The sequence below is a fragment of the Burkholderia pyrrocinia genome (assembly GCF_022809715.1).
GTDB lineage: Bacteria > Pseudomonadota > Gammaproteobacteria > Burkholderiales > Burkholderiaceae > Burkholderia > Burkholderia pyrrocinia_C.
Genome location: NZ_CP094461.1, coordinates 863,376 through 889,389 on the forward strand (window position 1 = coordinate 863,376; position 26,014 = coordinate 889,389).

Genomic DNA, 26,014 nt, shown 5'->3' on the forward strand with positions numbered 1-26,014 from the left:
GCCTACCGCGCCGCCTGCTGCCGCTGTATCTCCTGCGCTTTCATCTGCAGATACGCGCCCTTTTCCACTTCGTGCAGTTGCTGCGGATACTGCTCGGTCGCGTCGAACCAGCGCGCGAGGCGCTGGTCGAGCGGCTTGTCGAGCGTCGCGAGATACGTGTCGATCGCGAGGTAGTAGCGCATCGTGTTGCGCTCCAGCAGCCCGCGCACGCCGCCGATGTACTGCGGCTGCGCGGCCGATGCGCCGCTGGCGGCCGTAAACCCGACCTTGTCGCTGCCGACCGTCGCGAGGTAGGTCTTCATCGCCATCCGGCCGACCGTGCCGAAGCCGTACGAATACGTGAGGTGCAGGAACGTGCGCGACGCGCCGACCGGCACGGCCTCCAGCGCGATCCGGTAATCCTTCGTGCCCATCGGGCCGCTGTCGGCGGTCAGGTCGACCTGGAAGTAGTCGGGCGTCGCGGCCGCCACGCGATAGCGGAACTGCAGGCGATAGGTATCCGGCAGCTTCTGCTGGATCTTGCGGCCGACGTTCATGTCGAGCACCGGGCCGTTGCTGCCGCTCGACGCATGGCAATACTTCGTGTTCAGGTGCAGGATCAGCACCGCGCACCAGTTCGCGGGGCCTTGCGCGGGATCGTTGAGCTGGCCGTTCACGACCGCGAACGGATAGTCGACCACCGCATAGATGTCGCCCTTCAGCGACGACGACGCCTCCGACGATTCGAGGGTCAGCGGCCGGTGAAACGCGTTGTCCTTCAGTTGCGCGCCGAGGCTGTGGTAGCGGTCAAGCAGCGCCGCCGCGCCGCCTGCGCCGTCCGCGCCGAACGCCAGTGCGCTCCAGCCGACACAAACGGCCGCGACGAACGCGTGCCAGGCGCGACGGGCAAGCCATGTGCCGCGCAGATGTCCGGATGTCTCCATTCTTGTGCTCCCTCCGGGCGCGCGCTGGTCGCACGCATGTGTCACAGAATACGCCTGCGCGCTGCACGACGTGGCGCGTCGCGCATGCCCGCTATCGGCTTCGCTTCACCGGCACCGGCAACTGCGCCGCGGTGATCCGGATCAGCGCCGACAGCCATTCGCGGTCGTCCCAGCGATCGCCGGCGATGACGAGGTGCGGCTTCGCGCTCGGATACGGCGGGCCTTCTTCGCAGGTGCCGAGAAACGCGCGGCCTTCGGGTGTCGGCTTGACGAACAGCCGGTCGTCGCAGACAAGCGCGACCATCTTGCCGTCGCAATAGATGCCGTATTCGCCGAACATCTTGCGGGCCGATACCGTGCCGGCCGCCGCGATCTGCTCGACGATGAAATCGACCGTGCCCTGGCTCGATGCCATTCGCTGCTCCTGGTGAAAATGTGTATGACCGCAGTGTGCGCCGGACCGTTCCGTCTTGTCGGCGGATACGCTGCGGTGCGTCATTCATTCGCAGACGGGAAACGCGCCCAACCATCGACCGCCGTCGTCGCATGTGCGTTGCCTGCCAACACCTTCCGACTCGCCTACTTGTCGGCCGCAAACGCACTCGACATCTGCCGCGCCCGCTTCACATCGTCGCCATGCAAATAAATCGACGTCGTCGAAATCGACGCATGCCGCAAGTTGTCTCGCACGGTCGTCAACTCGGCCCCGCGCGCGAGCGCATGCGTCGCATGCGTATGACGCATCCAGTGCGGGCTCGCCTGCCGCAGCTTCTGCGCGAGCGCCGGGTTATCGACATCGACGACCTCGGCCGTCTGCGCGAAAAAGCGCTGCATCACCTTCCACAGCCGCACGCTCGTGATCGCGGCGGAGCCGTCTTCCGCGAGGCTCGGGATCAGCGGCGTATCGGGCCGCCAGCGCACCGGCGTGACCGGCAGCCGGCGCGCGACCAGATGACGATCGAGCGCCGTGCGCGCCAGCGGCGGCAGCGCGACGCGCGCGGCCTTGCGCCCCTTGCCGATCACCTTCAGCCACGCGTCGCCGTGCGCGTCCGTCTCGATGTCGCCGAGCGTCGCGCCGACCAGCTCGCTCGCGCGCAGCCCGGTCGCATAGCCGAAATCGAGAATGAAGCGCAGCCGCTGCGCAGCGGCGAGCGTCCAGCCGGACGACGCGTCCTTGCGGAACTCGAGCCCGTCGGCGATCGTGCGGACCAGCAGCCACTCGCCTTCGGTGAACGCATGCGACGTGTCGAGTGCGTTCGGGCCGCGCGTGTCGCGCACCTTGACGCCCGCGAACGGATTCGCGAGCAGGTAGCGCTGCTCGATCAGCCAGCGGAACAGTGCACCGAGCACCGACAGCGTGTACGCCGCCGAACGCGCGGACAGCCCGCCCGAGAACGGCCGCCAGTCGGGCGCGCCGCGCGGCCGCACGGGCCCGACCCAGCGTTCGTGCGGCGTCGGGCGTCGCACGAACGCGCGATACGCGACCGCATCCTCGGTCGTCAGCGACGACAGCGCGCGGCCGCGCTCGACGATCGCCCACAGGATCAGCCGCTCGGCCTCCTTCCGGTATGCGCGCCGCGTCGCAGCCGATTCGTGCAGCGACAGCCATGCGTGCACGGCCGCGTAATCGTTGTCCGCGTCGAGCGTGCTGGTCGCGCGCGGTGCGCGGAACGTGCCGGCCGAACCGTCGACTTCGTGCGGCAGCTTCAACTGCTCCCACGGCACGATGCTGCTGCGCGGCGTCGCGGCGATCAGCGCGCGCGCCCGTTCGGTCAGGTCCGGATGCGCGGCAAAAAACGCCTCGATGCGCCGCGCACTGGCCATGCCGAGACCAGGAATCGCGCTCCACCACTGACGCCGGCGCGGAATCCGCACGGTCAGATCGGCCAGCGTCGCGATCCCGTGCGCACGCAGCGCGGCGACCGCGCGCGCGGGCAGCCACAGGCCGACGTCGTCGCTGATCTGCGGGACCGGCGCGCGCGCATGACGCAGCAGGCCGATCGCTTCGGTCGCGGCCTTCGCCTCCCGTACACGCTCACCGTCGGGATGACCGAGCCGTTCCGCGAGATCGGGCCGGCCGGCCAGCCGCGCGACGCGCACGAGGCGGCGGCGAATGCCGCCGATCACGCCGCGCGCCGAACGCCCTGCGCCGAGCCGATCGGGCAGGTAGCGCTCGACGGCTTGGCGCACGGTCATGCCCGCGTACCACGCGCGCAGCGCGGCCAGTTCGTCGGCATCGGGAAAGCCTGCGGGCGCAGGCGCGGAATCGGAGGAAGGCGGTGAGGCGAGGCGCGGTTTCATGGGCGCCAGTTTGACAGAAGCGCGCGCGGCCGGAAACGTCGCGCGCGGCGTCCGGCGTGTCGATCGACGCGAGTACACGACACGTGCCTGTTATGCTGCGCACTGCATTCGCGCGTCACCCGTACGCCTCTTCCAAGCATCACGGTGCGGCGAGCGGACTCCGCATTGAATTGCAATGGACGATCCGGCATCCGCAGCCCGTTGTTTATCGAAGGTTGCGCAGGTTGTTCAGTGCATTCCCGGCCGTCGGTCTATAAAAACCCTTACATATAAGAACCGCAATTCCATGACATCACGCCTTCTCGCCGCGCTCGTTGCCGCGGCCTTGAGCTGCACCGCGCTGCCCGCCGCCCACGCGCGCACCTACGTCGCATCGACACAGTCGTTCGGAAAAGGCGCTCATGTTCACCAGTTCGTGCTGCGCGACCCCGTCACGCACCAGCCGCTGCCGAATGCGCGGTACCGGCTGTTCCTGCCCGGCCAGGTCATCGCGGGCCTGCCGGTCAAGCCGGACGAGCACGACAGCGTGATCTTCGGCACGACCGACGCCGCCGGGCGCACCGTCAAGATCCGGCTGCCGAAGGTTCATCCGCAGAAGCAGTGGGTGTTCAACCCGATCGTCGGCGAAGGCGACATGGGCGAATCGTTCCGGCTCGTCGAACCATTCGGCAACGAGCCGCTCGGCAAATTCCCGTATGTACTGGACGTGGAAAACGAATATCTGGCGTGCGGCTACTCGGATGCGAGCGGCTACACCTACTACGCGCAATCGCGCACGCCGCGGAACATCAGTCTTTATGCCGGGACGCTGGCCGGGTCCGCCGACGATGACTGGTGCGCGGGCCCGGGCGCGGCCATCGCGAACGGCGCGAGCGATCCCGGCGCGCCGGACCTGTACACGCAATACCTCGGCAGCCTGGTAGCCAACGGCAGCCGGATCAGCGTCGAATTGCGGCAACAGATCGTCACCAAGCTGCTGTCGCTCGCGATCGCCGCACACGACTCGAACCGGATCGCCGCCGTGCTCGATCTCGGCGAGACCCCCGACGACCGCCTGAACGACATCGGCTATCGGCTCGTCGACGCGGGTGTGGAAGTCGATCGCGGGCTCGCGATGATCGACGCGCATCTCGCGAAGTCACCGGACGATGCGTACGCGCTCGACAGCAAGGGCTGGGCGCTGTATCGCCTCGGCCGCAACGACGAAGCGCTCACGTGGTTCGACCGGTCGATTGCGATCTTCGCGAAGAACGGCGACGACAGCGACGCGCACGAAGCCTATGCCACCGGCCTGACGCACAAGGGCGAAGTGCTGTGGAAGCTGGGACGTCAGGATGAGGCGCGCGCTGCGTTCGCGCAGGCGCGGAAGATTCAGCCGAACAACGCGGAGCTGGAGGAAACGGCGAAGCGGCTGGAGATACAGATCGGGCAGGACGGCGCGAAGGCGCCGGAAACGGCGGGCGCGCAGGCGGAGTAACGGCGCCGGACAGCGGCGCGAAGCGACGGGGACGGGGCCGATGCGGCAACGGCTACCGCCGGCTTTTCGAAAGGCGGCCGCCGGACCTGTCGGGCCCGGTCGACCGGGAGACGCGGGCAGAGCATGCCCCGCGTCACTCCTCGCCTTTCACGCCCGGATTGAGCATCACGACGAAGCCGGCCACGCCGACGATCAACGCGATCGCGCCGCCACGCAGCGCCATCGCTTCATCGAACAGCAACCCCGTCACGACGGCCATCATCCCCGCAAGCGACACGAACACGGCGATCGCCGCGACGACGATCCGGTATTGGCGGCGTATCATCTCGCACCCGCCGCATTAGGCCGCGGCGGCGGCCGATACGTCGGCGTCGTCGCCGCGAATCAGCAGCACCGGGCATTTCGAGCCGCGCACGAAGCGCTCGGCGACGCTGCCGAGCAGCACGCGCCGGATGCCGCGCCGCCCGTGCGTGCCGACCACCGCGAGATCGATCCCGCGGTCCTTCACATAGCGCTGCAGGCGTTCCGCAACGTCCTCGCCGATGCTCTCGGTCTCGACGAGCTCAGCCTCGCCCTTCGCGCCGGCGGCCGCGACGATCTGTTCGGCTTCGCGCAGCACCTTGAACCCGTCTTCACGGATTTCCTCGATGAGCGCATGCGGGTCGAACCGGCCCGCGTAAGTGAACAGCACCGACTTGTCGACCACATACACGACGCTGACGTGCGCGTCGCCCGCCCGTGCCATCTTCACTGCCTCGGCAAGCGCCTGTTTCGACGTAGCGCTGCCGTCGACGGCCACCATGATCTTCTCGTACATGCGAACCTCGCTGGGGTGAACTGCCGCGCACCGTATCGCGCGCGGCCATGTCGCCATCATCGGCGGCTGGCGGGTTCGGTTGTTGATGACGATCAAGCCGGGCCGGTATTCGATCCGCGAACCGGCGACGCGGGCGCCCGCCATGCACGGCTTTCGGCCGCCGCGCAGGAAGGAAACCCGCGTTTCCCGTCGCTCGATTCACTCGGGAAGGCGCTTTCCCTGTTGCGTCGCACAACGTGCCGGGCTTGCTGGCGCCGGGGCGAGCCGATCGTCCAGCGGAGATTCCGAGGGTGGCGTGCGGCGGCCGCGGGCCGCCAATGCGCGACCGGATCGAGCGGCCATCGCGCCGAAAGCGCTATCATCGAATGTACGACTTTCGTCCGGCCCTTTTTTGCCGGCTCACTTTCAACTCGCTCAACCGACATGACAACGACTACCGAACGCGTGGACGGCGCCGCCCAGCATCTCGTCGCCGCCCGCCATGCCGGCTCGCCCGGCCCGCTGCTGCCCGATGCGCTGCGCCCCGAGGACGTCGACACCGCGCTGGCGATCCAGCAGCGCGTCGCCGACCTGCTCGGCGAACCCGTCGGCGGATGGAAATGCGCGCTGCCGCCGCCCGACCGCGTGATCCTCGCGCCGATCTTCGCGTCGACGATCCGCGAAGCCGATGCACCGTACCGCGTCGTCGGCGGGCCGATCGTGCGGATCGAACCGGAAATCGCGTTCGTGCTCGATCGCGACCTGCCCGCGCGCGAACGGCCGTACGACGAGAACGACGTGCGCGGCGCGATCCGCGAGGTGCGCATCGTGCTCGAAGTGCTCGGCTGCCGCTACGCGGAGCCGGCGCGCGCGTCGAAGTTCGAGCTGCTGGCCGACGGGCAGTTCAACCAGGGGCTGTGCGTCGGCCCGGTCGTGCACGACGGGCTGAACGTGCCGCTCGCGACGCTGGCGCTGTCGTTCGAAGGTGCGCTGAACCGCACGATCGACGGCCGCCATCCGGACGGCGATCCGCTGAAGCCGCTCGTGTGGCTCGTCAATTTCCTCGCGTCGCGCGGCGATGCGGTGCGCGCCGGCCAGATCGTGACGACCGGTTCGTACGCGGGCGCGATCGACGTGCCGCTCGGCGATGCGCTGACGGTCCGCTTCGGCGAGCTCGGCAGTTTGTCGGTGACGTTGACGGCGTGACGTGTCACGCGCGCTGCCGTCCGACCTTCCGTGACGGCAGCGTCATCGCGCCTGGCCTCAACCCCGATCACGCGAACGGCTTCCACCCCGATACCTGACATGTCGCTGACACCGCTTCCCGCCCTGCTCGACGAAGTCCTGCGCACCGTCGCTCGCCGTTACCGGCTGCCGCCGCTCGACAGCGCGTCGTCGCCGGCCGAAGCCGCGAACCCGGCCGCCACCCTTGCGATCGCGATCGAGGAAGCGCGCCGGCTGCGAAGCGACGGACAAGCTCCCGGCGCGGAACTGCAGCAGCGCTTCATCGATGCGCTCGCACGGATGATCCGCGACGCGATGGACAGGCAATCCGGCGATCCAGCCTTCCAGGCCGCGGTGCTGCGGCACGACGCGCCGAGCGTGCGCGAATACGCGTCGCTGCACGCGCACGCCGAGCAGGACCGGCGCGCGCTGCACTCGGCCGTCAACGCGATCGCGCACCCGGCCAAACTCGAGCGCAGCGCCCAGGCGTGGCAACGCGACGGGCTCGCGCGGCTGCATTCGGCCGCAACGTCCGCGTCGTGGGCCGATCTCCATGCGACGCTGCAGCAACTGCTCGCGCTGCCCGACATGGCGACCGACGCCGCGTTCGAGCAGGACATCGTCAAGCTGAAGGATGGTGCGGCACTCGAACGCCTGCTGCGTCTCGATGCGCTGGCGACGGACGAGCACGTCCGGCGATACCGCGCACTGTGGGTGCGCCAGGGTCCGCTCGAAGGCAGCACGATCGCGGTTGCGCAGGGCGCCGCGTCGCAGCGGCGCGGCGCAGCCGTCGAAGCGCTGGCCGCACAGGCGCTCGACGCGTTGGCCGGCAGGCTGGAAGCCGTGGACGAACGGCGCACCTACCGGGTGGTCACATCGATGCGCGTGCCGTCATCGATACCGGGACGGCACGACCGCGCGAAAACCGAATGGGACGCGATCCTGCTCGAACGCACGCGCGGCGATGAAGCGGCGCCCGCATGGAACGTTCGCTTCCTCGTCGAAGCGAAGGCATCGGCCGATGCGGCGACAACCGATTTGCCGCGGCTGCTGCGCGGCCTGAACCTGCTCGCGCAGGCCGACGCGGACACGATCTATTCGTTCGAGACGCACCAGGGCACGGTGCGCGTGCACGGCGCGTCGCTCCGCGCGTTGACGACCGACGACGCGGCGCTGCAACGGGAAGTGCTGTATTGCTGCGATGCGTCCGCGGACGCGACGCCGCGCCTGCTGGGCGCGGCGAGCCGGATGCAGTTGCTGTCTGCGCAGGCGAGCCTCGAATACGCGAGCGCGCTCGCACGGCAGCCGAACGCCGATCCGGGCGGCCTCGGCGTCATCTGGCATGCGCTGCTGACGCTGCCGCAATGGCATGCCGTGCTGCATCAATACCCGTCGCTGCGGCAGGTCCGCGAACTGATGGTGGCGATCGACGACCTGCGGGCCGCGATCGACGATGTCGCCGACGATGGCGTCGCGAGCAGCGTGTACGCGTGATGCGCGAGGCGCGCCGCCCGCTCGGTTGGTGAGCACGCCGAACGGCAGCGTCCATCCCGCCAGCCGGCCGCCGTCGGCCCATCGATCGTCGGTCGCAACTGCCGGCTGAATCTTGATTCGGGCGATCCGGATTCAAGGTGGCGTTACGTCTACACTGAGTGGACTTCCATTTCGCCGGGCCGGCAATCGCCGCGACTGGCCGACAGACTCGCGCCCGCCGCCCGATCACCGCGACCGCACCGTCCGCCGGCGCTATCCATCCCGCCCGTTTGGTACGATACGCGCCGGGGCACGACGCCCCCTGAGAGACCCGGCCATCGCGGCCCCACCCCAGCACAAGAAAAATGCGAAGAAACCCATTGCTGCAACGAAACCTGCTCGCCGCGCTGGCGGCCAGCCTGCTCTGGATCCCCGGCGCCCACGCCAGCTCGGACGACACTTGCTACGCGCCGGCCACGCTCCGGCAGAATGCGTACTCGTGCGGCAACGTGCCGATGCTGAGCCCCGCCAACGACACGCGCATCAACGCGATGCTGCTGATGGTCGACAGCGCCAAGGTCGCCCAGGTGTTCCCGGACCCGAAGACGATCCCGGCGAAAGACCGGATCAACCAGATCATCGTGCCGTTCCCGCTGGACTTTTCCGGGTGGATCGAGATCGGTCAGAAGCGGCCCGACCAGGCCGGCGGCGCGGCGGATGCCGATGCGCCGTCGAATCGGTATGCCGACGGCGAAGGCAGCATCTGCCGCAGCATGAACGCCGGCGCCGATGCGTTCAACGACGCACTGAATGCCGCCGCCGGCATCCCCGCCGACGAAGCCGCGCGCCTGCGCACGGCGCGCACCGACATCGCACAGAAGACCTGTGCCGCGGGCGGCGCTAGCGCCGCCTGGACGAAGCCGCCGGTCAAATCGCCGCTCGGTCAGCAGTTCGCGGCCTACCTCGACGGCACGAACGCGTTCTACCGCGCCGACTTCCTCACCGCAACCAAAGCCTTCGCGAACGCATCGCACAGCGCGAACCCGTGGCTGAAGGAAACCGGGCTCTACATGGCCGGGCGCGCGCAGCTGAACGCCGCGCAGGCCAACGTGTTCGACAACGATAGCCCCACGCCGTCGCGCGCTCGTGTGACGAAGGTATCGCTCGACGCCGCGAACACGGTGTTTCGTACCTACCTGAACGTATATCCGCAGGGGCGCTATGCGGTGTCCGCGTCGGGGCTGTTGCGGCGCGTCGCGTGGCTCGGCGGGAACGTCACGCAGCAGGCCGACCTGTACGGCAACGCGCTCGCCCGCTGGTCGCCGAAGACCTCGAACGTGCCGCTGATGCAACTGGCGAACGAACTCGACAGCAAGCTGCTGTTCGGGTCGGAACTCGATGCGCGGCAGATCCAGTCGCCGACCGTGCTCGCGACCGTCGACCTGTTGCGCATGCGCACGTCGGACAGCAGCGACGCCAGCCGCAGCAAGCCGCTGACGCTGGACGACCTGCAGGCGCAGAAGCCGCGCTTCGCGAACGCGCCCGCTCTCTACGACTACCTGCTCGCGACCTGGTATGTCCAGATCGGGCACAAGCCGGATGCCGCGCTCGAACTGCTGCCGCAGACGCCGGCCGTGCCGCTCGACTACTTCGGCCTGAGCCAGCAGACGCTGCGCGCGTTCGCACTCGAGGACAGCGGCCAGCCCGACAAGGCGCGCCAGCTGTGGCGCGACCTGATCCCGCTCGCGAAATTCCGCTTCCAGCGCGAGGCGCTGGAACTCGCGCTCGCGATCAACCTGGAGCAGGCCGGGCTCGTCAACGACGTGTTCGCCGACGATTCGCCGGTGCAGAACGCCGCGCTCCGCGCGATCCTGCTGCAGCGTTCGGCCAGTGCCGACCTGCTGCGCGCGCAGGCGCAGAACCAGGCGACCGGCGGCGCGCTGCGCGACACCGCGCTGTACACGCTGCTGTACAAGGAGCTCACGCGCTCGCACTACGCCGACTTCATTGCCGATGCCGCGCTGGTTTCCGGCACGCCTGCCGATCCGTTGAAACCGTTCATCGCGCCCGGCGCCAGGAACGAAGACGGCTACACGTGCCCGTCCGCGCGCGACATCGCCGCGACGCTGCAGCAGAACCCCGGCGACGCGAAAGGGCTGAACTGCCTCGCCGATTTCGCGCGCCTGCATCCGCCCGCAGCCGGTCTCGAAGGCGATCCGGTGCCGCTGTGGATACGCAACGCATCGTCGACGACCGCCACGCGCGTACCGCCGACGCTCGGCGCATCGCCGTCGCAGTTCGCGGGCAAGCCGTACGAGCGGATGTCGAGCTACGTGACGGTGATGGCCGATGCGCAGGCGAACCCGAACGACCGCGCGTACGCGTTCTACCGCGCAATCAAGTGCTATGCGCCGTCGGGCAGCAACGAATGCGGCGGCAAGGACGTGCCGAAGAACACGCGCAAGCGCTGGTTCGATACGCTGAAGGCCACCTATCCGGGCAGCCCGTGGGCGCAGAAGCTCCGCTACTACTGGTAAGCACGGCGTGAAGCGTATTGCGTGCGTCGCGCTGCTGCTGGCCGGGCGCCTCGCGCTGGCCGGCACCGTCGACGCCGCGCAGTACGACGCGTTCTGGCTGTGGGCCGGCGTGAAGCCGCAGGCGGTCGTAAGCGGCGCGCGCGCCGTCTACGTGCTGCAAGGGCAGATCGAAGCATCGCCGCGGGACGAATCGCAGGTACGCGTCATCGCGCAGGGCGTCGCGCTGCCGCCCGCGCCGAACGCGCGCGTCTGGCTCGTCTATCGTGCGCATACGCTGCGCTGGACGCCGCGCGTCACGCAGATCATGCTGGCGCAGCTCACGCGCTGGCGTGCGTCGGGACGCACGATCGCGGGCATCCAGATCGACTTCGATGCGCGTACGCGCCATCTGCAGGACTACGTCGAATTCCTGCGCACGCTGCGCGAGACCTTGCCCGCCGATTGCCGGTTGAGCATCACCGGGCTGCTCGACTGGAGCAGCCGCATCGATGCCGACCAGGTCAACCAGCTCAGGGGCATTGTCGACGAGGTGATCGTGCAGACCTATCAGGGGCGCAGCACGATCCCCGACTATGCGGCCTACCTGCCGCGCGTCGCGCGGCTGCAACTGCCGTTTCGCATCGGCGTGATCCAGGGCGGCGAGTGGGACGCGCCGCCGTACCTCGCGACGAACCCGTGGTTCCGCGGCTACGTCGTGTTCCTGCGCAACAGCTAGCGGGCGGAAACGCGGCGACGTTGGTCCCCGGCGTATCAGATGCGATAAATCCGCTCTGCATTGCCGACAAACAGCGCGTGCCTCTCCACGTCGCTCGCCCCTGCGACGATTTCCGAATACGCGTGCCAGAGCGCCGGATAGCCGGCATGCAGCCGGTCGATCGGAAAATTCGACGCGAACATGCATCGCGCGGCGCCGAACGCGTCGATTCCCTCGAGCACATATGGCCGAAAGCTTTCGATCGTCCACCGGTGATCGAACATCGCAAGCCCGCTCAGCTTGAGCATGACGTTCTCGCGCCGGGCGAGCCCGTGCAGCCCGGCGCGCCACGCGCGGTAGCCGTGCACGCTGTCGCGGTCGACGAACATGCCCGCGTGATTGACGATGAAGACCGTGTCCGGATGCGCGTCGACCAGCGTCAGCGCGGCCCCGACCTGGGACGGATAGAGCTGCAGGTCGAACGACAGCCCGAGCCGTGCGAGCCACCCGAAATGGTCGCGCCAGCCCGGATCGTCGAGATAGTCCCGATCGACGTAGTTGTACCAGGGGTTCGCGTGGCGGTTCAGTACCTGGCGAATGCCGCGCACGTTCGCGCAGGCGGCGGCCGCCTCGAGCCTCGCAGGCGCGTCGGCACGCGACAGGTCGACACCCGCGATAATGCCCTCGGGCATGCCGCCGCTCGCCGGCGTGTCGGCCAGCGCCTGCAGCCATTCGACCTCGCTCGGCGTTGTCCACGCGTCATGGATCGCTTCGACGTGCACGACTTTCAGGATATCGATCCCGCCCGCGTCCGCGCGCAGGTCGGCCGGACCGTATGCGCGCGGCAGCGCCGCCACCGGCCCGGAAAACGCCGGTTGCGCGCGGTCGAGCCAGCCGTAGCTCAACGCATCGGCATCCCAGAAATGCACATGTGGATCGACGACCTGCATTGCGCCTCCCTGCGATCACGCCAGATGGAACATCGGTTCCAGATGTTTTTCGAGCGGCCGCCCGTCCCCGTCCGTCGCCATCAGGTCGGCCATGTACGCCCACCACCGGCGCATCACGTCGGCCTGCGCGAGTTCGGCCATCCGGTGCCCGGCCGGCCGTTTCAGGACGGCGAACAGGCAATCCGTTTCGTCGTCGAGAAAGATCCAGTAATCGGCCACGCCAGCCGCGCGCAGCGCGTCGGCCAGCTCCGGCCAGATCGCATCGTGGCGCCGCCGGTACTCGTCCTTCTGCCCGGGATGCAGCCGCATCCGGAACGCGATCGTCTCCATGTCCGCCGCCGTCATTGCAGGTTCACGTAAAGGCCGCCGTCGACGAGAAGTGCCGCGCCGTTGACGTAGCGCGCCAGGTCCGACGCGAGGAACACCACGCAGTCCGCGACGTCGTCGGGCTCGCCGAGGCGGCCGAGCGGAATGCGCTGCTCGAAGTACTCGGCCTTGCCGGGCGCCGCGAGATCCGCTTCGTTGATCTCGGTGCGGATCGTGCCCGGCAGCACGGAATTGCAGCGGATCCGGTGCGGGCCGAGCGCGACCGCACACGACTGCATCAGCGCGTGCACGCCGGCCTTCGTCGGCGTGTAGTGCGTCTGCATGCCGCCGCCGACGAGCGCGCTGATCGAACTCGTCGCGACGATCGCGCCGCCGTCGCCCTGCGCGGCCATTCGGCGCGCGACCGCCTGGGTCACGTGGAACGCGCCGTGCAGGTTGACCTCCATCGTGCGTCGCAGCAGGTCGGCGGGCAGATCGAGGAACGCGTGGAACGGACAGATCCCCGCATTGCTCGCCAGCACGTCGATCCGGCCGAACGCGTCGACGGCCCGCGCGACCAGTTCGTCCGCGGTGTCCGGCCGCGCGATGTCGCCCGGCACCGCGAGCGCACGCCGGCCGGTCGCGCCGATCTCGTCGACCAGCGCGTCGAGCGCGTGATCCGACTGCGCCGGCAGCAACGGGTTGGCCCAGTAATTGACGACGACGTCGGCGCCATGCCGCGCGCACGCGAGCGCGATCGCCCGGCCGATGCCGCGCGAGCCACCGGTGACGACGACGACCTTGTTCTCGAGCAGTTTCATCGCGGCAGCTCAGTGCGTGTAGGGCCGTTCGGTGCGCACGGCCGGATTGAGCCGCACGCCGAAACCGGGCGTATCCGGCACCTTCATCCGCCCGCCCGTCGGTACCGGTTCGTCGAGCAGCAGCGGATCGAACATCGGCACGACGCGATCCGCCTGCGGCGCCATCATCAGGAATTCCGCGAACGGGCTGTTGTGCCGCGTCGTCACGAAGTGATAGCTGTAGACCGACGAGCCGTGCGGCACCACCAGCACGCCGTGCGCGTCGGCGAGCGCTGAAATGCGGACGAGTTCGGTCAGGCCGCCGCACCAGCCGACATCAGGCTGGATGATGTCGCAGCAGCCCATCTCGAGCAGCATCCGGAAGCCCCAGCGGGTCGCCTCGTGCTCGCCCGTCGTCACGAGCAGATCGGGCGGCGCCGCGCGGCGCAACTGCGCGTAGCCCCAGTAGTCGTCGGGCGGCAGGCACTCCTCGATCCACTTGAGCCCGTAAGCGCGCGCCTCGTGCGCGAGCCGGGTTGCATAGCGCACGTCGAGGCTCATCCAGCAGTCGAGCATCAGCCAGAAATCCGCGCCGACGCGATCGCGCATCGTCGCCAGCGCGTCGAGGTTGCGGCGCAGGCCCTCGTCGCCCTCCGCCGGGCCATGATGCAGCGGCAGCTTGCCGCCGATGAACCCCATCTCCTTCGCGAGATCCGGCCGCGCCCCCGTCGCATAGAACTGCAGTTCGTCGCGCACCTTGCCGCCGAGCAACTGGTGCACCGGCTCGCCGCGCACCTTGCCGAGCAGGTCCCACAACGCGAGATCGACGCCGGAGATCGCGTTCAGCACCACGCCCTTGCGCCCATAATAGAGCGTCGCGTAGAACATCTGATCCCACATCTTCTCGATGTCGGTCACGCGCTGCCCTTCGATGAAGCGCGCCAGATGGCGCTCGACGACGAACGCGCCGATCTCGCCGCCCGTCGTCACCGCGAACCCGACCGTGCCGTCGCTCGCCTCGATCTCGATCACGAGGGTGCCGAGCACGTTGATGCCGAACGACTGCCGGCTCTGCCGGTATTCCGGGTAACGCGCCATCGGCGTCGCGATGTGATCGTCGATCCAGTGGTCAGCGCCCTGGTCGTGGTAGTCGGCGCCGCCGCCGCGCACCGTCAGCGCGCGGATGTGTCGTATCGTGGGCATGCTCATCGGGACGTTCCTCGATCGGAAAGAAGAAAAATGCGCGCGTGTCAGCGCGCCCAGCGCAGCACGAGCGCGTCGAGCCGCCGCGCGATCTCGACGAGGCCCGCGCGCGTCTCCGGGTGCAGCGGCATCAGCGGGCGCCGTGGCGCGTCCGACGCGATCACGCCGCCCTCCTTCATCAGCGCCTTGCAGGCGAGCAGCCCGGCCTGCCGGTTTTCGTAGTTGATGAGCGGCAGCCACTTCTCGTAGCCGGCCACCGCCTCGTCGCGCCGGCCCGCGCGATAGGCGGCCAAAATCGGCTGCAGCCCGTCCGGGTAGCCGCCGCCGAGGATGCTGCCCGTCGCGCCCGCGTCGAGATCGGCGAGCAGCGTGATCGCCTCCTCGCCGTCCCACGGCCCCTCGATCGCGTCGCCGCCGAGCGCGATCAGCTCGCGCAGCTTCGCCGCCGACTGCGGCACCTCGATCTTGAAATAGCGCAGGTTCGGAATCGTACGCGCGAGCCGCGCGAGAAACGCCGCCGATACCTGCGTGCCGCTCATCGGCGCGTCCTGGTACATGATCGGGATGTCGATCGCATCGGAGACCTCCGAGAAGAACGCGCCGATCGCCGCCTCGCCGCAGCGAATCGTCGCGCCGTGATACGGCGGCATGATCATCACCATCGCCGCGCCGGCCGCCTGTGCGGCCCGGCTGCGTGCCGCGCAGATCACCGGATTGAAATGGGTCGTCGTCACGATCACGGGCACCCGGCCCGCGACGTGCTCGAGAATCATCCCGGTGAGCCGCTCGCGCTCGTCGTCGGACAGCGAGAACTGCTCCGAGTAGTTCGCGAGGATGCACAGCCCGTCTGCGCCCGCGTCGATGATGAAGTCGACGCAACGCATCTGCCCTTCCAGATCCAGTTCGCCCGATTCGGTGAAAATGGTCGGCGCAACGGAAAACGCGCCCGTATAGCGGCGAGCTGCCTGCGTGTCATGAATCATCTTGTCGGCCTCACTTCATTCAGGATTACAAAATTGATAAAGCGCGATTCCGCACGTCGTCACGAGTCGGTCAGACCCGGCCGTACCGGCCGCGCAGCCCGTCCGTCACGCCGCAAAGAATCGCGTGCAGCTTGGTTCGTTTGTCGCGCGCATGCAGCAGGATGAACGCGACGTGCTTCAGCGTGATCAGGTTGATCAGCAGCATGGCCGGATAGCGGCGCCAGTAGTCGCGTGCGACCAGGATGCAGTTGCGGGCGGCGTAGTAATGACGCAGCGCGCTCTGGTCGAAGATCTCGACGCGCGGCCAGTGCTGCCGGGCCGACGGACTGCCGAGCTCGTGCGGCAGCGACACGTCCGCATTCACGCACACCGGCACGCCGTTCGCCTGCGCGCGCATGCAGTACTCGGCGTCGACATGGTCGATGAAGAAATCCTCGCGAAACCGGCCGAGTGCGCGATACGCGTCGAGCGAGATCGCGGTGCCGGACGAGATGATCACCGAGCACGGCAGCAAGCCGCGCGCGCCGTCGCCGATCGGTGTGATCCGCGCAGACCAGCGGCGCACGGTGAAGAGCGGCAGGTTGCGCCGGAAGTTGCGGTTGAAGATGCGCGGCCCGACCAGGAAGCGCGTATCGCCGACCGTCGCGCACCCCGTGAGCATCCGCTCGAAATAATCGGCGGGCACGGTCGAATCCTGGTCGAAGATGAAGAACACGTCGCAGCCGCGGCGAATGAGAAACTCCACACCGGCGTTGAACGCGCCGGCGATCCCGCCGCGGTTGTGGTTCGCGACCACGTCGACGCCGTGCGCGGCGAGCCGCGCGTGCAGCTCGCGATCGACGACGGGCGAGTTGTCGACCGCGACGACGGCCGGACTGTGCGCGGGCAGGCCCAGCAGATGGTCGATCTGCGCCGCGGACGGCTTGTACAGCGTGACCAGCGTGCCATGTTTCATGACGGCACCTCGTAACGAAAGCGTGGCGATGCGCCGCACCGGCAGGCGGGCGGCTCGTCCTCCTTGGCCTTGCGTCTCGTCGGTGCGGTCTCGCCGGGCGCGCGTGCGCCGCGGACCGCCCGTTATTTCGCGTACAGCTTCACGACGCTCGCTTCCACCACGCGCGTGATTTCCTCCATCCGCCAGCGGATGTGCGTGTCGGTCAACGCGACACATCGTTCGGTGTCCCGCGCGGCGAGCGCGTCGAGAATCTCCAGATGCTCGGTGAAGGCCGCGTCGCGCCGCTGGTCGACGTCGACCCATCGCACGTAGTGAATCCGCGCGTTGATTCCCTGCAGCACGCGCCCGATCTCCGCATTGCCCGACAGCGCGGCAAGCTCCAGGTGAAACAGTTCGTCCTTCAGGACGAGCTCCGACGACGGCATCCGCGGCGCGCTCTTCATCACCTGCCGCCAGAAGCGGCGCAGTGTCTTGATGTCGTTGTCGGACGCCCGCTCGCACGCGAGCATCACCGCGGTCGACTCGATCGAACGCCTCAGCTCAAAGAGATCGAACACGTCTTTCCCTTCCAGTTGGCGGATGAAGAATCCGCGATTCGGCACGAAGACCAGCAGGTTCTCTGCGACGAGCCGGTTCAGCGCCTCCCGGATCGGCGTGCGGCTGACGTCGAACCGTTCCGCCAGTTCGAGCTCGTTGACCCGCTCGCCCGGCCGGATCGAATACACCACGGCCATCTGCTTCAGTTGCTCGTAAATCTCGTTGACCGTGAGGCCCGCGCGCCTGGGCGCCAGCGCCTCGCGGCCGCCAAGCACGGAATTCGCTGCCATCTCGCCTCCTCCTTCGTCTGTCGGCGACCGTCATTATCGGCCATGGCGGCCTGCGGACGCCTTTCTTGCTGCTACCGTCATTGCATCAGCAGGCGTCCGAAGCCCGGCACCGGATCGTCGACGCCGGCGAGCCGCAGCGAATGCCATGCGAGCGCGTGATTGCTCGACAACACCGGCTTGCCGGCGCGCGCCTCGATCTCCGCGAGCGCGTCGACGAGCCGAAGGCTCGTGCACGACACGAACACCGCGTCCACCGCCGGATCGGCGGCCAGCGCGAGCACCGCGCGCTCGATCGATGCGCGGTCGATCCGCGCCACCTCGTTGTCGTCGCGGTGCTCGAACGAGCCCGCGCGCACGACGTCGACACCGCGCGCGCGCAGGTAGGCCGCCATCGCTTCGTTGATCGAGCGCTCGTACGGCGTGAGGAGCGCGACGCCGCGCGCCCCCAGCGCGCCGAGCGCGACCCGCGCCGCAGTGATCGGCGTCGTGCACGCGACGCCCGGCCGCGCCTCGCGGATCCGCTCGAACACACGCTCCTCGCCGAGCACCATCGACGCGGACGTGCAGCCGAACGCCACCACGTCGAGGCGCTCGCCGGGGCGGATCAGCTCGACGGCCGCCGCGATCCCGCCGTCCATCCGCGCGAGCGTCTCCGCGGTGATGTCGGCGGAGTTCGCGATCCGGCTCTCGTAGAACGCGACGCCGTCGAGCGCGAGCACGCGCCGCCATTCGTATTCGATCGTATGGTCGGTCGCGAGCACGACGAGCCCGATCGCCGCGCGGCGCGCGATGCCCGCATCGAGCGAGAAGCCGAAGCGCGCGTACGAACCGGCGCCGTGCTGCACAGGGGTCGAAAGAAGTTCGCTCACTGGAGTGTCATCCCGGTAATGTCGATGTCGGGCTGCCGGCCGTGGATCAGGTCCGCGACGATCTTCGCGGTACCGCACGACATCGTCCAGCCCATGTGGCCGTGCCCGGTGTTGAGAAACAGGTTGCGATGCCGGGTCGCGCCGATGATCGGCGTGCCTTCCGGCGTCATCGGCCGCAACCCGGCCCAGTACGACGGTTTCGTATAGTCGGCGCCGTTCGGAAACAGCGCCTTCGCGGTCGCCAGCATGTGCGCGAAGTCCGCGGGCGTGTGGGTCGTGTCGTAGCCGCCGAATTCGGCCGTCGCGGTCAGGCGCAGCCGCTCGCCGAACCGCGCCCACGCGACGAGCTGGTTTTCCTCGACGCCGCCGAGCGTCGGCGGCTCGTGGCGCGCGTCGATCGGCAGCGTGACCGAGTAGCCTTTCACCGGGTAGATCGGCAACCGGTAGCCGAGCCGGCGCGCGACGAACGGCGAGTACGCGCCGAGCGCGAGCACGTAGCGGTCGCCGCTCACGCGGCCCTGCGACGTCTGCACGTAGTCCACCGCGTCCGCGTTCGCGCGCATGCCGTCGATCGTCGCGCCGAAGCGGAACTCGACGCCGAGCGCGCGGCAGCGTTCGGCGAGCGCGCGGGTAAACAGATGCGCGTCGCCGCTCTCGTCGGACGGGCAGTAGATCGCGCCCGCGATCTCGCCCGCCGCGCCGGAGAGCGCGGGCTCGCGCTCGATCACCGCGCGCGGGTCGAGCGTCTCGAGCGGCAGGCCGTTGTCGGACAGGATCCGCATGTTCGCGATGCCGCGCTCGAACGACGCGGGATCCCGGTACAGGTACAGCAGCCCGCCGCTGATCCGGTCGTACGCGAGCCCCTCGTCGCGGGTCGCGGACTGGAGCTGCTGCTGCGCGTAGCGGCACAGCCGCACCTTGATCGACGTGTTCCGGCGCGACCGCTCCGCCGTGCAGTTCTGCAGGAACTGGCGGCACCACGCCCACATCCGCCAGTCCGGCGACCACTTGAGGCGCAGCGCCTGCCCGTCAGAGAACAGCGACTTGAGCAGGATCTTCGGCGCGCGCGGCGATGCCCACGTATAGGAATGCCCGGGCGCGATCAGCCCCGCGTTCGCGAAGCTCGTCTCGAGCGCGACGCCGTCGCGCCGGTCGACCACCACCACCTCGTCGCCCGCCTTCGCGAGAAAGTAGGCGGTCGTCACACCGACGATGCCGCCTCCGAGCACGACCGTCCTCATCGCTCGCCTCCGCTAGAACGCGGCGATCGCCGCGATTTCGACCGTGTACTCGGGAAACGCGAGCGCCGACTCCACGCAGGCGCGCGCCGGCGCGTCGCCCTGCGGCACCCATGCGTCCCAGATCCGGTTCATGTCGGCAAAGCTCCGGTGATCGGCAAGCCAGATGTTCGCGGACACGATCCGGCGCTTGTCGAGCCCCGCGCCGTCGAGCAGCCGGTCGATCTTGTCGAGGATCTGGCGGGTCTGGCCGGCGACGTCGAGTGCGGTGTCGTCGGCAACCTGTCCGGCAATGAACGCGAAGCCGCCCGCAACCACGAGCTGGCTCATCCGTTCGCCTGCGCCATATCGCTTGATCTCCATCGCACCGCCTCCGTTTCCGTGTCGAGTGGGTTGAATTCTAAGCATCCATATTCAGCACTGTATACACTTTTTTCAAAAATATTCGACGCCGCGCCAATCTGGCGCATATGCCCGACGCTGGTGTTTACCGTCGCTGAGTTTGTGCATCTAATGCTTTAAAACAAGGCATTTTCTTGTGAACCTCGATGTGTTTTACGAACTTCGCCACATCCGCTCAAAAAGTGTTTGCCAACGATTTTTGTTCTGTGATTCTGTCGACACTTTTGTATTTCAAACGCAATTCAACACGCATTCAGGAGAACAAAAATGAAGCTGGGTTGCTGGAGTCTCGGGATCTGCGTCGCGCTCGGCGCGTCGGCGACATTTCCTGCACACGCCGACGTCAGCGTCGGCGCCGTGTTGCCGCTGACAGGCGCAAGCGCGTCGATCGGCGAGGACCAGCGGCGCGGGATCGAACTCGCGGTCGCGAAAATCAACGCGCAAGGCGGCGTGCTCGGGCAGAAGCTGCAGGTGCGGATCGAGGATTCGGGCGGCACGGCGAACACGGCGCTCGACGCCGCGCGCAAGCTGGCGACGGTCGAGCGCGTGCCGCTCGTGCTCGGCGAATTCTCTTCGTCGGTAACGATTCCGGTCGGGCAGTTCCTTGTGCGCCAGGGCGACGTGCACATCAACATCGGTTCGTCGAGCCAGCAGGTCCGCAAGATCGGCGCGGGCTCGTTCAGCGCAATCGGGCTCGACGACCTGTCCGCGCGCTTCGCCGCGCAGGATGTGTACGACCGCAAGCTGCGGCGCGTCGCGCTGATCGCGCCGAACAACGGCTACGGCCAGGGCATCGCGGCCGAGTTCAGGAAGCGCTTCGAGGCGCTCGGCGGCACGATCGTGTCGACGGTGCTCTACACCGAGGGCCAGTCGACCTACCGGCGCGAGCTGGAGCAGGCATCGCGCGCACAGCCCGACGGCTACGTGTACAGCGCGTACGGACAGGAAGCCGCGACGCTGAACCGGCAGGCGTTCGAGATGCGCCTCAACCAGCAGCCGTGGTACGGGATCTACCTGACGATGTGCACGAGCGACACGCCCGCGCAGATCGCGCAGGGGCAGATCGGCCTGGAGGTCGCGGCGCTCGGCACAAGTGCCGCCGCGTACGCGGCCGACTATCGCGCCGCCTACCACGAGGCGCCGCGCTCGGCGTTCGGCAGCTACGCGTACGACGCGACGATGCTGTCCGCCGCCGCGATCAATCGCGCCCAATCGGCCGATCCGGCGAAGGTGCGCGCGGCGCTCGCGGCCAGCCAGCCGTACACGGGCGTGACCGGCACGATCGCCTTCGACGCCGACGGCCAGCGCACGGTGCAGCCGTACGAGAAGGTCCTGTACCGGCAATCCGTCGTCGCGCGCTAGCCACCGGGAGCAACGCGATGCTGCAATTCCTGATCGATGTCCTGATGCGCACGTCCGACCTGCTGCTCGTGTCGGTCGGCCTGTCGACGCTGTATTCGCTGATTCGCTTCCCGAACATCGCGCACGTCCAGTACGCGATGATCGGTGCGTTCGCGACCCTCGGGTTCGAACGCGCGGGCCTGCCGTTCGCGCTCGCGACCGCCGTGTCGTGCGTGCTGGTCGGCCTTGCCGCGACGCTGCTGAACCTGTTCGTGTTCACGCGGCTGCTGCGCTCGGGCAGCGCGGTCGCGATGATCGGTTCGCTCGCCGTATCGCTGCTCGCCGTCGCGCTGATGCTCGGCACCGCCGGCTCGCGGCCTTTGCAGTATGCGCAGGCGGTGCGTCCGCCGCTGATGGTCGGCGGCGTCGCGATGTCGTCCGCGCAGGCGGGCTCGATCGCGTGCGGCGCCGTCGCGCTCGCGGTGTTCGCGCTGCTGCTGTACCGCACCCGCCTCGGCCGGGCGATGCGCGCGCTCGCGTCGAATCGCGCGCTCGCGCTCGCAACGGGCATCGACGCGCAGCGCGTGACCAACGTGATCACGTTCGCAAGCGGCGTGCTTGCGGCGCTCGGCGGCACGATGCTCGGCGCGACCGAAAGCGTGCACGTCAACCTCGGCTACGGGTTGCTGATCCCGGTGTTTTCCGCCGCCATCCTCGGCGGCCTCGGCAATCCGCTCGGCGCGGCGGCCGGCGCGCTCCTGATCGCGTTCGCCGAAACGACCGCGCTCGACGTCGACTTCGGCGGGCTGGTCGGCCGGCCGCTCGCGTTCTTTCCGGTCGAATACGTCGGCGCCGTGTCGTTCGCGATCCTGCTCGTCGTACTCGTGTTCCGGCCATACGGAATCTTCGACAGGGAGGTGCGTCGTGTCTAGTTTCATCGTCCATCTGCTGACCGTCGCGTGCCTGTACGCGACGATGGCGCTCGGCCTGAACCTGCAGGCCGGCTATGCGGGGCTCGTCAATTTCGGCTTCGTCGCGTTCGCGGGGCTCGGCGCCTACGCCGCCGGCATCGCGTCGCAGCTCGGCTGGCCGCTGCCGGCCGCACTCGCGCTCGCGGCCGGCGCGGCGAGCGTGCTGGCCGTCGCCATCGCACGGCTCGGCCGCCATCTGTCGGCCGACTACTGGGGCATCGCGACGCTCGCGATCGCCGAGATCCTGCGCACGTTCGCGTTGAACGAAGGCTGGCTGACGGGCGGCGCGCAAGGCATCGGCGGCATCGCGCCGCTGTTTCCCGGGCTGCGCGCGCCGTGGGCCGACCTCGCGTTCCTCGCCGTCGCGGCCGGCGGCCTCGCCGTCGCATACGCCGCATGCCGGCTGCTGACCACCGGCCGCTTCGGCCGCGCGCTGAAGGTGATGCGCGAGGAGCCCGCGCTCGCCGTCTGCTTCGGCTACGACCCGGTCGCGCTGAAGACCCGGGCGAGCGTCGCGGGGGCGCTGCCCGCGGCGTTCGCGGGCGCGCTCCTCACCTGGTACATCAGCTACGTCGGCCCGGACACGATGGTGGCATCCGAAACCTTCGCGCTGTGGACCATCGTCATGGTCGGCGGGCTCGGCAGCCATGCCGGCGTGCTGGCCGGCGCGCTCATCGTGCAGGCGGTCTACGCGGTCGCGCCGTTTCTGAAGGACTGGCTCGGCGTCGGCAGCGATCTCGCGGGCGCGGTGCGCCTCGGCCTCGTCGGCCTGATGCTGCTCGCATGCGTGCTGTGGCGCCCGCGCGGCCTTGTGCCGGAACGACTGGAGGTTCACCCATGAGCGCGCTGCTCGAGCTTGAAGGCGTCACGATACGCTACGGCGACAACACGGTGCTGTCGGGCCTCACGCTGTCCGTCGGCGACGGCGAGATCGTCGGGCTGCTCGGTCCGAACGGCTCGGGCAAGAGCACGGCGCTCAACGCGATCACGGGCTTCGCTCCGGTCGCGGCCGGCGCGATCCGCTTCGCCGGGCGCCGCATCGACGCGCTTGCGCCGCACCGGATCGCGCGGCTCGGCATCCGCCGGACGTTCCAGTTGCCGTCGATGCCCGCGCGCATGTCGGTGCTGGAACTGGCGATGGCCGCGTCGTCGGCCCGTCACGGCCCGGTCGCCGCGTTGCTGCGCAGTCGCGCGACGCGCGCGCTGGAAGCCGAAACCCGCGCACGCGCTACCGCGCTGCTCGAAGAGCTGAAGCTCGCGCACGTCGCGCAGCTCGGCGCCGCGGCAATTTCGGGCGGCCAGAAGAAGCTGCTCGGCATCGCGTGCGCGATGATGACCGAGCCGAAGCTGCTGCTGCTCGACGAACCGACCGCGGGCGTTCACCCCAACCTGCGCGGCGAGCTGGTCGCCGAACTGCGCCGCATCTGCGGACAGGGCGTCACGCTCGTCGTGATCGAGCACGACATGCACTTCATCCGCGAGCTGTGCGACCGCTGCATCGTGCTCGATCGCGGCGCCGCGATCGCCGACTGCCGTCCCGCCGAACTCGAGAGCAACCGGCGCGTGCTCGATGCCTACCTGGGCCGCGCGCATGCGCGCCGTCCGCTGGGGGTGTCATGATCGACGTCCGCGATCTGATCGCCGGCTACACACCCGACATCGACATCCTGCACGGGGTATCGCTATCCGTCGGGCCGGTCGACATCGTCACGATCCTCGGCCCGAACGGCTGCGGCAAGTCGACGCTCCTCAAGGCCATCGCCGGCTTCGTGCTGCCGCGCGCCGGCACGGTCACGATGCACGGCCGCGACATCGCGCGCGTGCCGGTACACCGCAAGATCCGCGAGTACGACATCGGTTTCGTTCCGCAGACCGACAACGTGTTCGGCGCGCTGACGGTTCGCGAGAACCTGATGCTCGGCGGCCACGCGATGTCCGCGTTCCCGCGCGAAGCGCGGATCGAGGAGCTGTGCGAGCAATACCCGGTGCTGCGGCGCCGCTACCGGTCGCCCGCGGGCGCACTGTCGGGCGGCGAGCGGCAGATCGTGTCGCTCGCACGCGCGCTGATGCCGCGCCCCGTGCTGCTGCTGCTCGACGAGCCGTCGGCCGGCCTGTCGCCGAAGATGGTCGACGAGGTGTTCGACGCGATCGTCAGGATGCGCGACACCGAGCACATCGCCGTGCTGATGGTCGAACAGAACGCGCTCGAGGCGCTGCGCATCGCCGATCGCGGCGTGGTGCTGACGATGGGCCGCGTTGCGCTGACGGGCACGTCGGCCGAACTGCTCGACAGCGACGAGATGCGGCGCCTCTATCTCGGCGGGCGTGCCGCATGAGCACGAATGCCGCCCCCGCTGCCGGCGCGACCGGCGCGAACGCCACCCGGCCCGCGCGCGTGATGGTCGCGCTCGCCTGCGGCTTCGTGATGGCGATGCTCGACGTGACCATCGTGAACGTCGCGCTGAAGGCGATGCAGGCGAGTCTCGACATGTCGCTGACGGCACTCGTCTGGGTGGTCGATGCCTATACGCTCAGCTTCGCCGCGCTGCTGCTGTTCGGCGGCGCGCTCGCGAACCGTTACGGGCCGCGTACGATCTATGTCGCCGGGCTCGCGCTGTTCGTCGCCGCGTCGGTGGTGTGCGCGGCCGCGCAGACGAGCGGCATGCTGGTCGCCGCGCGGCTGCTGCAGGGCGTCGGTGCCGCGCTCTTCATGCCGAGCTCGCTCAGCCTGCTCACGCTGGCGTTTCCGGCCGGGCCGCTGCGCACGCGGATGATCGGCATCTGGGGCGCACTGGTATCGGCGGCGATGGCGATCGGGCCGTGCGTCGGCGGCGTGCTCGTCGACGTAATCGGCTGGCGCGGGATCTTCTGGGTCAACCTGCCCGTCGGCCTGGCCGGACTGTGGCTCACGCGCCGCCATGTCGGGCACTCGCCGCGCCATCCCGGCCCGCTGAACACGTTCGGCCATCTGCTCGGCGTGCTCGCGCTCGCGGCGCTCAGCTATACGCTGATCGAGGGGCCGGGCGCCGGCTGGCGCTCGCCCGCCATCGTCGCCGGCGCGGCCGCGACGCTCGCTGCCGGCACCGCATTCGTGTGGCGCGAACGTCGCGCCCGCCACCGGATCCTGTCGCCCGCACTGCTGCGCAACCCGCGCTTCGTCGCGGGCGGCCTGCTCGGGCTCGCGATCAATTTCGGCATCCTTGCGGAAATCTTCCTGCTGAGCCTTTACCTGCAGCAGACGCGCGGCGCGAGCGCGCTGCGTGCCGGCTTCGAGCTGTTTCCGCTGATGGCGATGTTCGGCATCGGCAATCTCGCGTCCGCCCGCGTGAGCGCGCGGCTCGGCCCGCGCGGCACGCTGCTCGCGGGCCTCGCGCTCGCCACGCTCGGCAGCGCCGCGCTGATCGGCATCGAGGCGCTGCCCTACACGGCGCTCGCGATCGCGGTCTGCATCGCGAACTTCGGCGCGGGCCAGGCGATCCCCGCGATGAATCTCGTCGTCATGCAGTCGGCCGGCCCCGCGGACGCGAATCTCGCCGCCGCGTCGCTGAACGCGAGCCGGCAGATCGGCTCGCTGGTCGGCGTCGCGATCGCGTCGGTCGTGCTGCACGCGATCGCCGACCCGGACCGCGCAACCGCCGCCGGCTTCGCGGTGATCGCGGCCGTCTATCTGGCCGGCTTCGCGATCGTGTTCCGGCGCATCGACCCGGGCTGACGCGCACACGGCCCGCCCTTCTTCATCACAGC

General features: G+C 68.9%; 26 protein-coding genes. 11 read left to right on the forward strand and 15 right to left on the reverse strand.

What is annotated here, in order from left to right:
* Nucleotides 1-2 precede the first annotated feature (2 nt).
* The 3 genes from MRS60_RS34060 to MRS60_RS34070 form a co-directional block, all read right to left on the reverse strand.
* A complete protein-coding gene (locus MRS60_RS34060; protein WP_243567006.1) occupies nucleotides 3-923 on the reverse strand; it encodes a hypothetical protein in 921 nt (306 codons plus the stop codon).
* Nucleotides 924-1,014: 91 nt separating this feature from the next.
* Nucleotides 1,015-1,338: a TfoX/Sxy family protein gene (locus MRS60_RS34065; RefSeq protein ID WP_034184532.1), complete on the reverse strand. Its 324-nt coding sequence runs from the start codon at nucleotides 1,336-1,338 to the stop codon at nucleotides 1,015-1,017.
* Between the two features lie 164 nt (nucleotides 1,339-1,502).
* The gene (locus tag MRS60_RS34070) at nucleotides 1,503-3,224 is read right to left on the reverse strand and encodes a site-specific integrase (protein WP_243567007.1); all 1,722 of its coding nucleotides are present in this window, start codon (nucleotides 3,222-3,224) and stop codon (nucleotides 1,503-1,505) included.
* 175 nt (nucleotides 3,225-3,399) lie between these two features.
* Here MRS60_RS34070 and MRS60_RS34075 point away from each other — a divergent pair, with 175 nt between their 5' ends.
* Complete coding sequence (locus MRS60_RS34075; RefSeq protein ID WP_243567008.1) at nucleotides 3,400-4,701, forward strand: tetratricopeptide repeat protein; 1,302 nt, start codon at nucleotides 3,400-3,402, stop codon at nucleotides 4,699-4,701.
* 133 nt (nucleotides 4,702-4,834) lie between these two features.
* On the opposite strand, the gene MRS60_RS34080 is transcribed toward MRS60_RS34075, so the two are convergent.
* Nucleotides 4,835-5,026 (reverse strand): DUF2964 family protein, encoded by a 192-nt coding sequence (locus MRS60_RS34080; RefSeq protein ID WP_034184541.1) that lies wholly within the window; start codon nucleotides 5,024-5,026, stop codon nucleotides 4,835-4,837.
* A gap of 15 nt (nucleotides 5,027-5,041) precedes the next feature.
* Nucleotides 5,042-5,518 (reverse strand): universal stress protein, encoded by a 477-nt coding sequence (locus tag MRS60_RS34085; protein ID WP_243567009.1) that lies wholly within the window; start codon nucleotides 5,516-5,518, stop codon nucleotides 5,042-5,044.
* 423 nt (nucleotides 5,519-5,941) lie between these two features.
* Between MRS60_RS34085 and MRS60_RS34090 the strand changes: the two genes are divergently transcribed.
* The 4 genes from MRS60_RS34090 to MRS60_RS34105 all read left to right on the forward strand — a co-directional run bounded on the left by MRS60_RS34090 (nucleotide 5,942) and on the right by MRS60_RS34105 (nucleotide 11,446).
* On the forward strand, nucleotides 5,942-6,703 hold the full coding sequence (locus MRS60_RS34090) for a 2-keto-4-pentenoate hydratase (RefSeq protein ID WP_034184542.1): 762 nt from the start codon (nucleotides 5,942-5,944) through the stop codon (nucleotides 6,701-6,703).
* Between the two features lie 99 nt (nucleotides 6,704-6,802).
* Nucleotides 6,803-8,215: a 3-deoxy-D-arabino-heptulosonate 7-phosphate synthase gene (locus MRS60_RS34095; protein WP_243567010.1), complete on the forward strand. Its 1,413-nt coding sequence runs from the start codon at nucleotides 6,803-6,805 to the stop codon at nucleotides 8,213-8,215.
* Nucleotides 8,216-8,559: 344 nt separating this feature from the next.
* Nucleotides 8,560-10,731 (forward strand): hypothetical protein, encoded by a 2,172-nt coding sequence (locus tag MRS60_RS34100; RefSeq protein ID WP_243567011.1) that lies wholly within the window; start codon nucleotides 8,560-8,562, stop codon nucleotides 10,729-10,731.
* Between the two features lie 7 nt (nucleotides 10,732-10,738).
* Nucleotides 10,739-11,446 (forward strand): DUF3142 domain-containing protein, encoded by a 708-nt coding sequence (locus MRS60_RS34105; protein WP_243567012.1) that lies wholly within the window; start codon nucleotides 10,739-10,741, stop codon nucleotides 11,444-11,446.
* Between the two features lie 35 nt (nucleotides 11,447-11,481).
* Here MRS60_RS34105 and MRS60_RS34110 read toward each other — a convergent pair whose 3' ends face one another.
* The 10 genes from MRS60_RS34110 to MRS60_RS34155 all read right to left on the reverse strand — a co-directional run bounded on the left by MRS60_RS34110 (nucleotide 11,482) and on the right by MRS60_RS34155 (nucleotide 19,919).
* Nucleotides 11,482-12,375: an amidohydrolase family protein gene (locus tag MRS60_RS34110; protein WP_243567013.1), complete on the reverse strand. Its 894-nt coding sequence runs from the start codon at nucleotides 12,373-12,375 to the stop codon at nucleotides 11,482-11,484.
* 15 nt (nucleotides 12,376-12,390) lie between these two features.
* On the reverse strand, nucleotides 12,391-12,705 hold the full coding sequence (gene rhaM / locus MRS60_RS34115; RefSeq protein WP_034184679.1) for an L-rhamnose mutarotase: 315 nt from the start codon (nucleotides 12,703-12,705) through the stop codon (nucleotides 12,391-12,393).
* 11 nt (nucleotides 12,706-12,716) lie between these two features.
* A complete protein-coding gene (locus MRS60_RS34120) occupies nucleotides 12,717-13,502 on the reverse strand; it encodes an SDR family NAD(P)-dependent oxidoreductase (RefSeq protein WP_105392802.1) in 786 nt (261 codons plus the stop codon).
* A 9-nt stretch (nucleotides 13,503-13,511) separates the two neighbouring features.
* A complete protein-coding gene (rhmD, locus tag MRS60_RS34125) occupies nucleotides 13,512-14,690 on the reverse strand; it encodes an L-rhamnonate dehydratase (protein WP_006756437.1) in 1,179 nt (392 codons plus the stop codon).
* Between the two features lie 41 nt (nucleotides 14,691-14,731).
* Entirely contained in the window at nucleotides 14,732-15,667 is a 936-nt protein-coding gene (locus tag MRS60_RS34130) for a dihydrodipicolinate synthase family protein (RefSeq protein WP_034184548.1), read from the reverse strand.
* A gap of 70 nt (nucleotides 15,668-15,737) precedes the next feature.
* The gene (locus MRS60_RS34135; RefSeq protein WP_105392800.1) at nucleotides 15,738-16,622 is read right to left on the reverse strand and encodes a glycosyltransferase family 2 protein; all 885 of its coding nucleotides are present in this window, start codon (nucleotides 16,620-16,622) and stop codon (nucleotides 15,738-15,740) included.
* 122 nt (nucleotides 16,623-16,744) lie between these two features.
* Nucleotides 16,745-17,449 (reverse strand): GntR family transcriptional regulator, encoded by a 705-nt coding sequence (locus MRS60_RS34140; RefSeq protein WP_243567014.1) that lies wholly within the window; start codon nucleotides 17,447-17,449, stop codon nucleotides 16,745-16,747.
* Nucleotides 17,450-17,526: 77 nt separating this feature from the next.
* Nucleotides 17,527-18,318, reverse strand: coding sequence for a maleate cis-trans isomerase family protein (locus MRS60_RS34145; protein WP_243567015.1), 792 nt, complete (start codon nucleotides 18,316-18,318; stop codon nucleotides 17,527-17,529).
* Nucleotides 18,315-19,559, reverse strand: coding sequence for a D-amino acid dehydrogenase (locus tag MRS60_RS34150; RefSeq protein WP_105392798.1), 1,245 nt, complete (start codon nucleotides 19,557-19,559; stop codon nucleotides 18,315-18,317). Before MRS60_RS34150 ends, MRS60_RS34145 begins: the two co-directional genes overlap by 4 nt.
* Nucleotides 19,560-19,571: 12 nt before the next feature.
* Nucleotides 19,572-19,919, reverse strand: a complete 348-nt coding sequence (locus MRS60_RS34155) for a RidA family protein (RefSeq protein ID WP_034184553.1) — start codon at nucleotides 19,917-19,919, stop codon at nucleotides 19,572-19,574.
* A 306-nt stretch (nucleotides 19,920-20,225) separates the two neighbouring features.
* Between MRS60_RS34155 and MRS60_RS34160 the strand changes: the two genes are divergently transcribed.
* Genes MRS60_RS34160 through MRS60_RS34185 form a run of 6 tightly spaced genes read left to right on the forward strand, consistent with a single transcriptional unit; the run spans nucleotide 20,226 to nucleotide 25,982 of the window.
* Nucleotides 20,226-21,320: an ABC transporter substrate-binding protein gene (locus tag MRS60_RS34160; RefSeq protein WP_131947217.1), complete on the forward strand. Its 1,095-nt coding sequence runs from the start codon at nucleotides 20,226-20,228 to the stop codon at nucleotides 21,318-21,320.
* A gap of 17 nt (nucleotides 21,321-21,337) precedes the next feature.
* Complete coding sequence (locus tag MRS60_RS34165) at nucleotides 21,338-22,231, forward strand: branched-chain amino acid ABC transporter permease (RefSeq protein WP_034184555.1); 894 nt, start codon at nucleotides 21,338-21,340, stop codon at nucleotides 22,229-22,231.
* Nucleotides 22,224-23,111 (forward strand): branched-chain amino acid ABC transporter permease, encoded by an 888-nt coding sequence (locus MRS60_RS34170; protein WP_243567016.1) that lies wholly within the window; start codon nucleotides 22,224-22,226, stop codon nucleotides 23,109-23,111. The genes MRS60_RS34165 and MRS60_RS34170 overlap by 8 nt, the downstream gene beginning before the upstream one ends.
* Complete coding sequence (locus MRS60_RS34175; protein WP_175748025.1) at nucleotides 23,108-23,890, forward strand: ABC transporter ATP-binding protein; 783 nt, start codon at nucleotides 23,108-23,110, stop codon at nucleotides 23,888-23,890. The genes MRS60_RS34170 and MRS60_RS34175 overlap by 4 nt, the downstream gene beginning before the upstream one ends.
* The gene (locus MRS60_RS34180; RefSeq protein ID WP_034184558.1) at nucleotides 23,887-24,606 is read left to right on the forward strand and encodes an ABC transporter ATP-binding protein; all 720 of its coding nucleotides are present in this window, start codon (nucleotides 23,887-23,889) and stop codon (nucleotides 24,604-24,606) included. The genes MRS60_RS34175 and MRS60_RS34180 overlap by 4 nt, the downstream gene beginning before the upstream one ends.
* Complete coding sequence (locus MRS60_RS34185; protein ID WP_243567017.1) at nucleotides 24,603-25,982, forward strand: MFS transporter; 1,380 nt, start codon at nucleotides 24,603-24,605, stop codon at nucleotides 25,980-25,982. The genes MRS60_RS34180 and MRS60_RS34185 overlap by 4 nt, the downstream gene beginning before the upstream one ends.
* Nucleotides 25,983-26,014: the final 32 nt, after the last annotated feature.

Coding starts and splice junctions, on each gene's coding strand:
- MRS60_RS34060 (WP_243567006.1), bottom strand. CDS start 923: ATGGAGACATCCGGACATCTGCGCGGCACATGGCTTGCCCGTCGCGCC.
- MRS60_RS34065 (WP_034184532.1), bottom strand. CDS start 1,338: ATGGCATCGAGCCAGGGCACGGTCGATTTCATCGTCGAGCAGATCGCG.
- MRS60_RS34070 (WP_243567007.1), bottom strand. CDS start 3,224: ATGAAACCGCGCCTCGCCTCACCGCCTTCCTCCGATTCCGCGCCTGCG.
- MRS60_RS34075 (WP_243567008.1), top strand. CDS start 3,400: ATGGACGATCCGGCATCCGCAGCCCGTTGTTTATCGAAGGTTGCGCAG.
- MRS60_RS34080 (WP_034184541.1), bottom strand. CDS start 5,026: ATGATACGCCGCCAATACCGGATCGTCGTCGCGGCGATCGCCGTGTTC.
- MRS60_RS34085 (WP_243567009.1), bottom strand. CDS start 5,518: ATGTACGAGAAGATCATGGTGGCCGTCGACGGCAGCGCTACGTCGAAA.
- MRS60_RS34090 (WP_034184542.1), top strand. CDS start 5,942: ATGACAACGACTACCGAACGCGTGGACGGCGCCGCCCAGCATCTCGTC.
- MRS60_RS34095 (WP_243567010.1), top strand. CDS start 6,803: ATGTCGCTGACACCGCTTCCCGCCCTGCTCGACGAAGTCCTGCGCACC.
- MRS60_RS34100 (WP_243567011.1), top strand. CDS start 8,560: ATGCGAAGAAACCCATTGCTGCAACGAAACCTGCTCGCCGCGCTGGCG.
- MRS60_RS34110 (WP_243567013.1), bottom strand. CDS start 12,375: ATGCAGGTCGTCGATCCACATGTGCATTTCTGGGATGCCGATGCGTTG.
- rhaM (WP_034184679.1), bottom strand. CDS start 12,705: ATGGAGACGATCGCGTTCCGGATGCGGCTGCATCCCGGGCAGAAGGAC.
- MRS60_RS34120 (WP_105392802.1), bottom strand. CDS start 13,502: ATGAAACTGCTCGAGAACAAGGTCGTCGTCGTCACCGGTGGCTCGCGC.
- rhmD (WP_006756437.1), bottom strand. CDS start 14,690: ATGAGCATGCCCACGATACGACACATCCGCGCGCTGACGGTGCGCGGC.
- MRS60_RS34130 (WP_034184548.1), bottom strand. CDS start 15,667: ATGATTCATGACACGCAGGCAGCTCGCCGCTATACGGGCGCGTTTTCC.
- MRS60_RS34135 (WP_105392800.1), bottom strand. CDS start 16,622: ATGAAACATGGCACGCTGGTCACGCTGTACAAGCCGTCCGCGGCGCAG.
- MRS60_RS34140 (WP_243567014.1), bottom strand. CDS start 17,449: ATGGCAGCGAATTCCGTGCTTGGCGGCCGCGAGGCGCTGGCGCCCAGG.
- MRS60_RS34150 (WP_105392798.1), bottom strand. CDS start 19,559: ATGAGGACGGTCGTGCTCGGAGGCGGCATCGTCGGTGTGACGACCGCC.
- MRS60_RS34155 (WP_034184553.1), bottom strand. CDS start 19,919: ATGGAGATCAAGCGATATGGCGCAGGCGAACGGATGAGCCAGCTCGTG.
- MRS60_RS34160 (WP_131947217.1), top strand. CDS start 20,226: ATGAAGCTGGGTTGCTGGAGTCTCGGGATCTGCGTCGCGCTCGGCGCG.
- MRS60_RS34165 (WP_034184555.1), top strand. CDS start 21,338: ATGCTGCAATTCCTGATCGATGTCCTGATGCGCACGTCCGACCTGCTG.
- MRS60_RS34175 (WP_175748025.1), top strand. CDS start 23,108: ATGAGCGCGCTGCTCGAGCTTGAAGGCGTCACGATACGCTACGGCGAC.
- MRS60_RS34180 (WP_034184558.1), top strand. CDS start 23,887: ATGATCGACGTCCGCGATCTGATCGCCGGCTACACACCCGACATCGAC.
- MRS60_RS34185 (WP_243567017.1), top strand. CDS start 24,603: ATGAGCACGAATGCCGCCCCCGCTGCCGGCGCGACCGGCGCGAACGCC.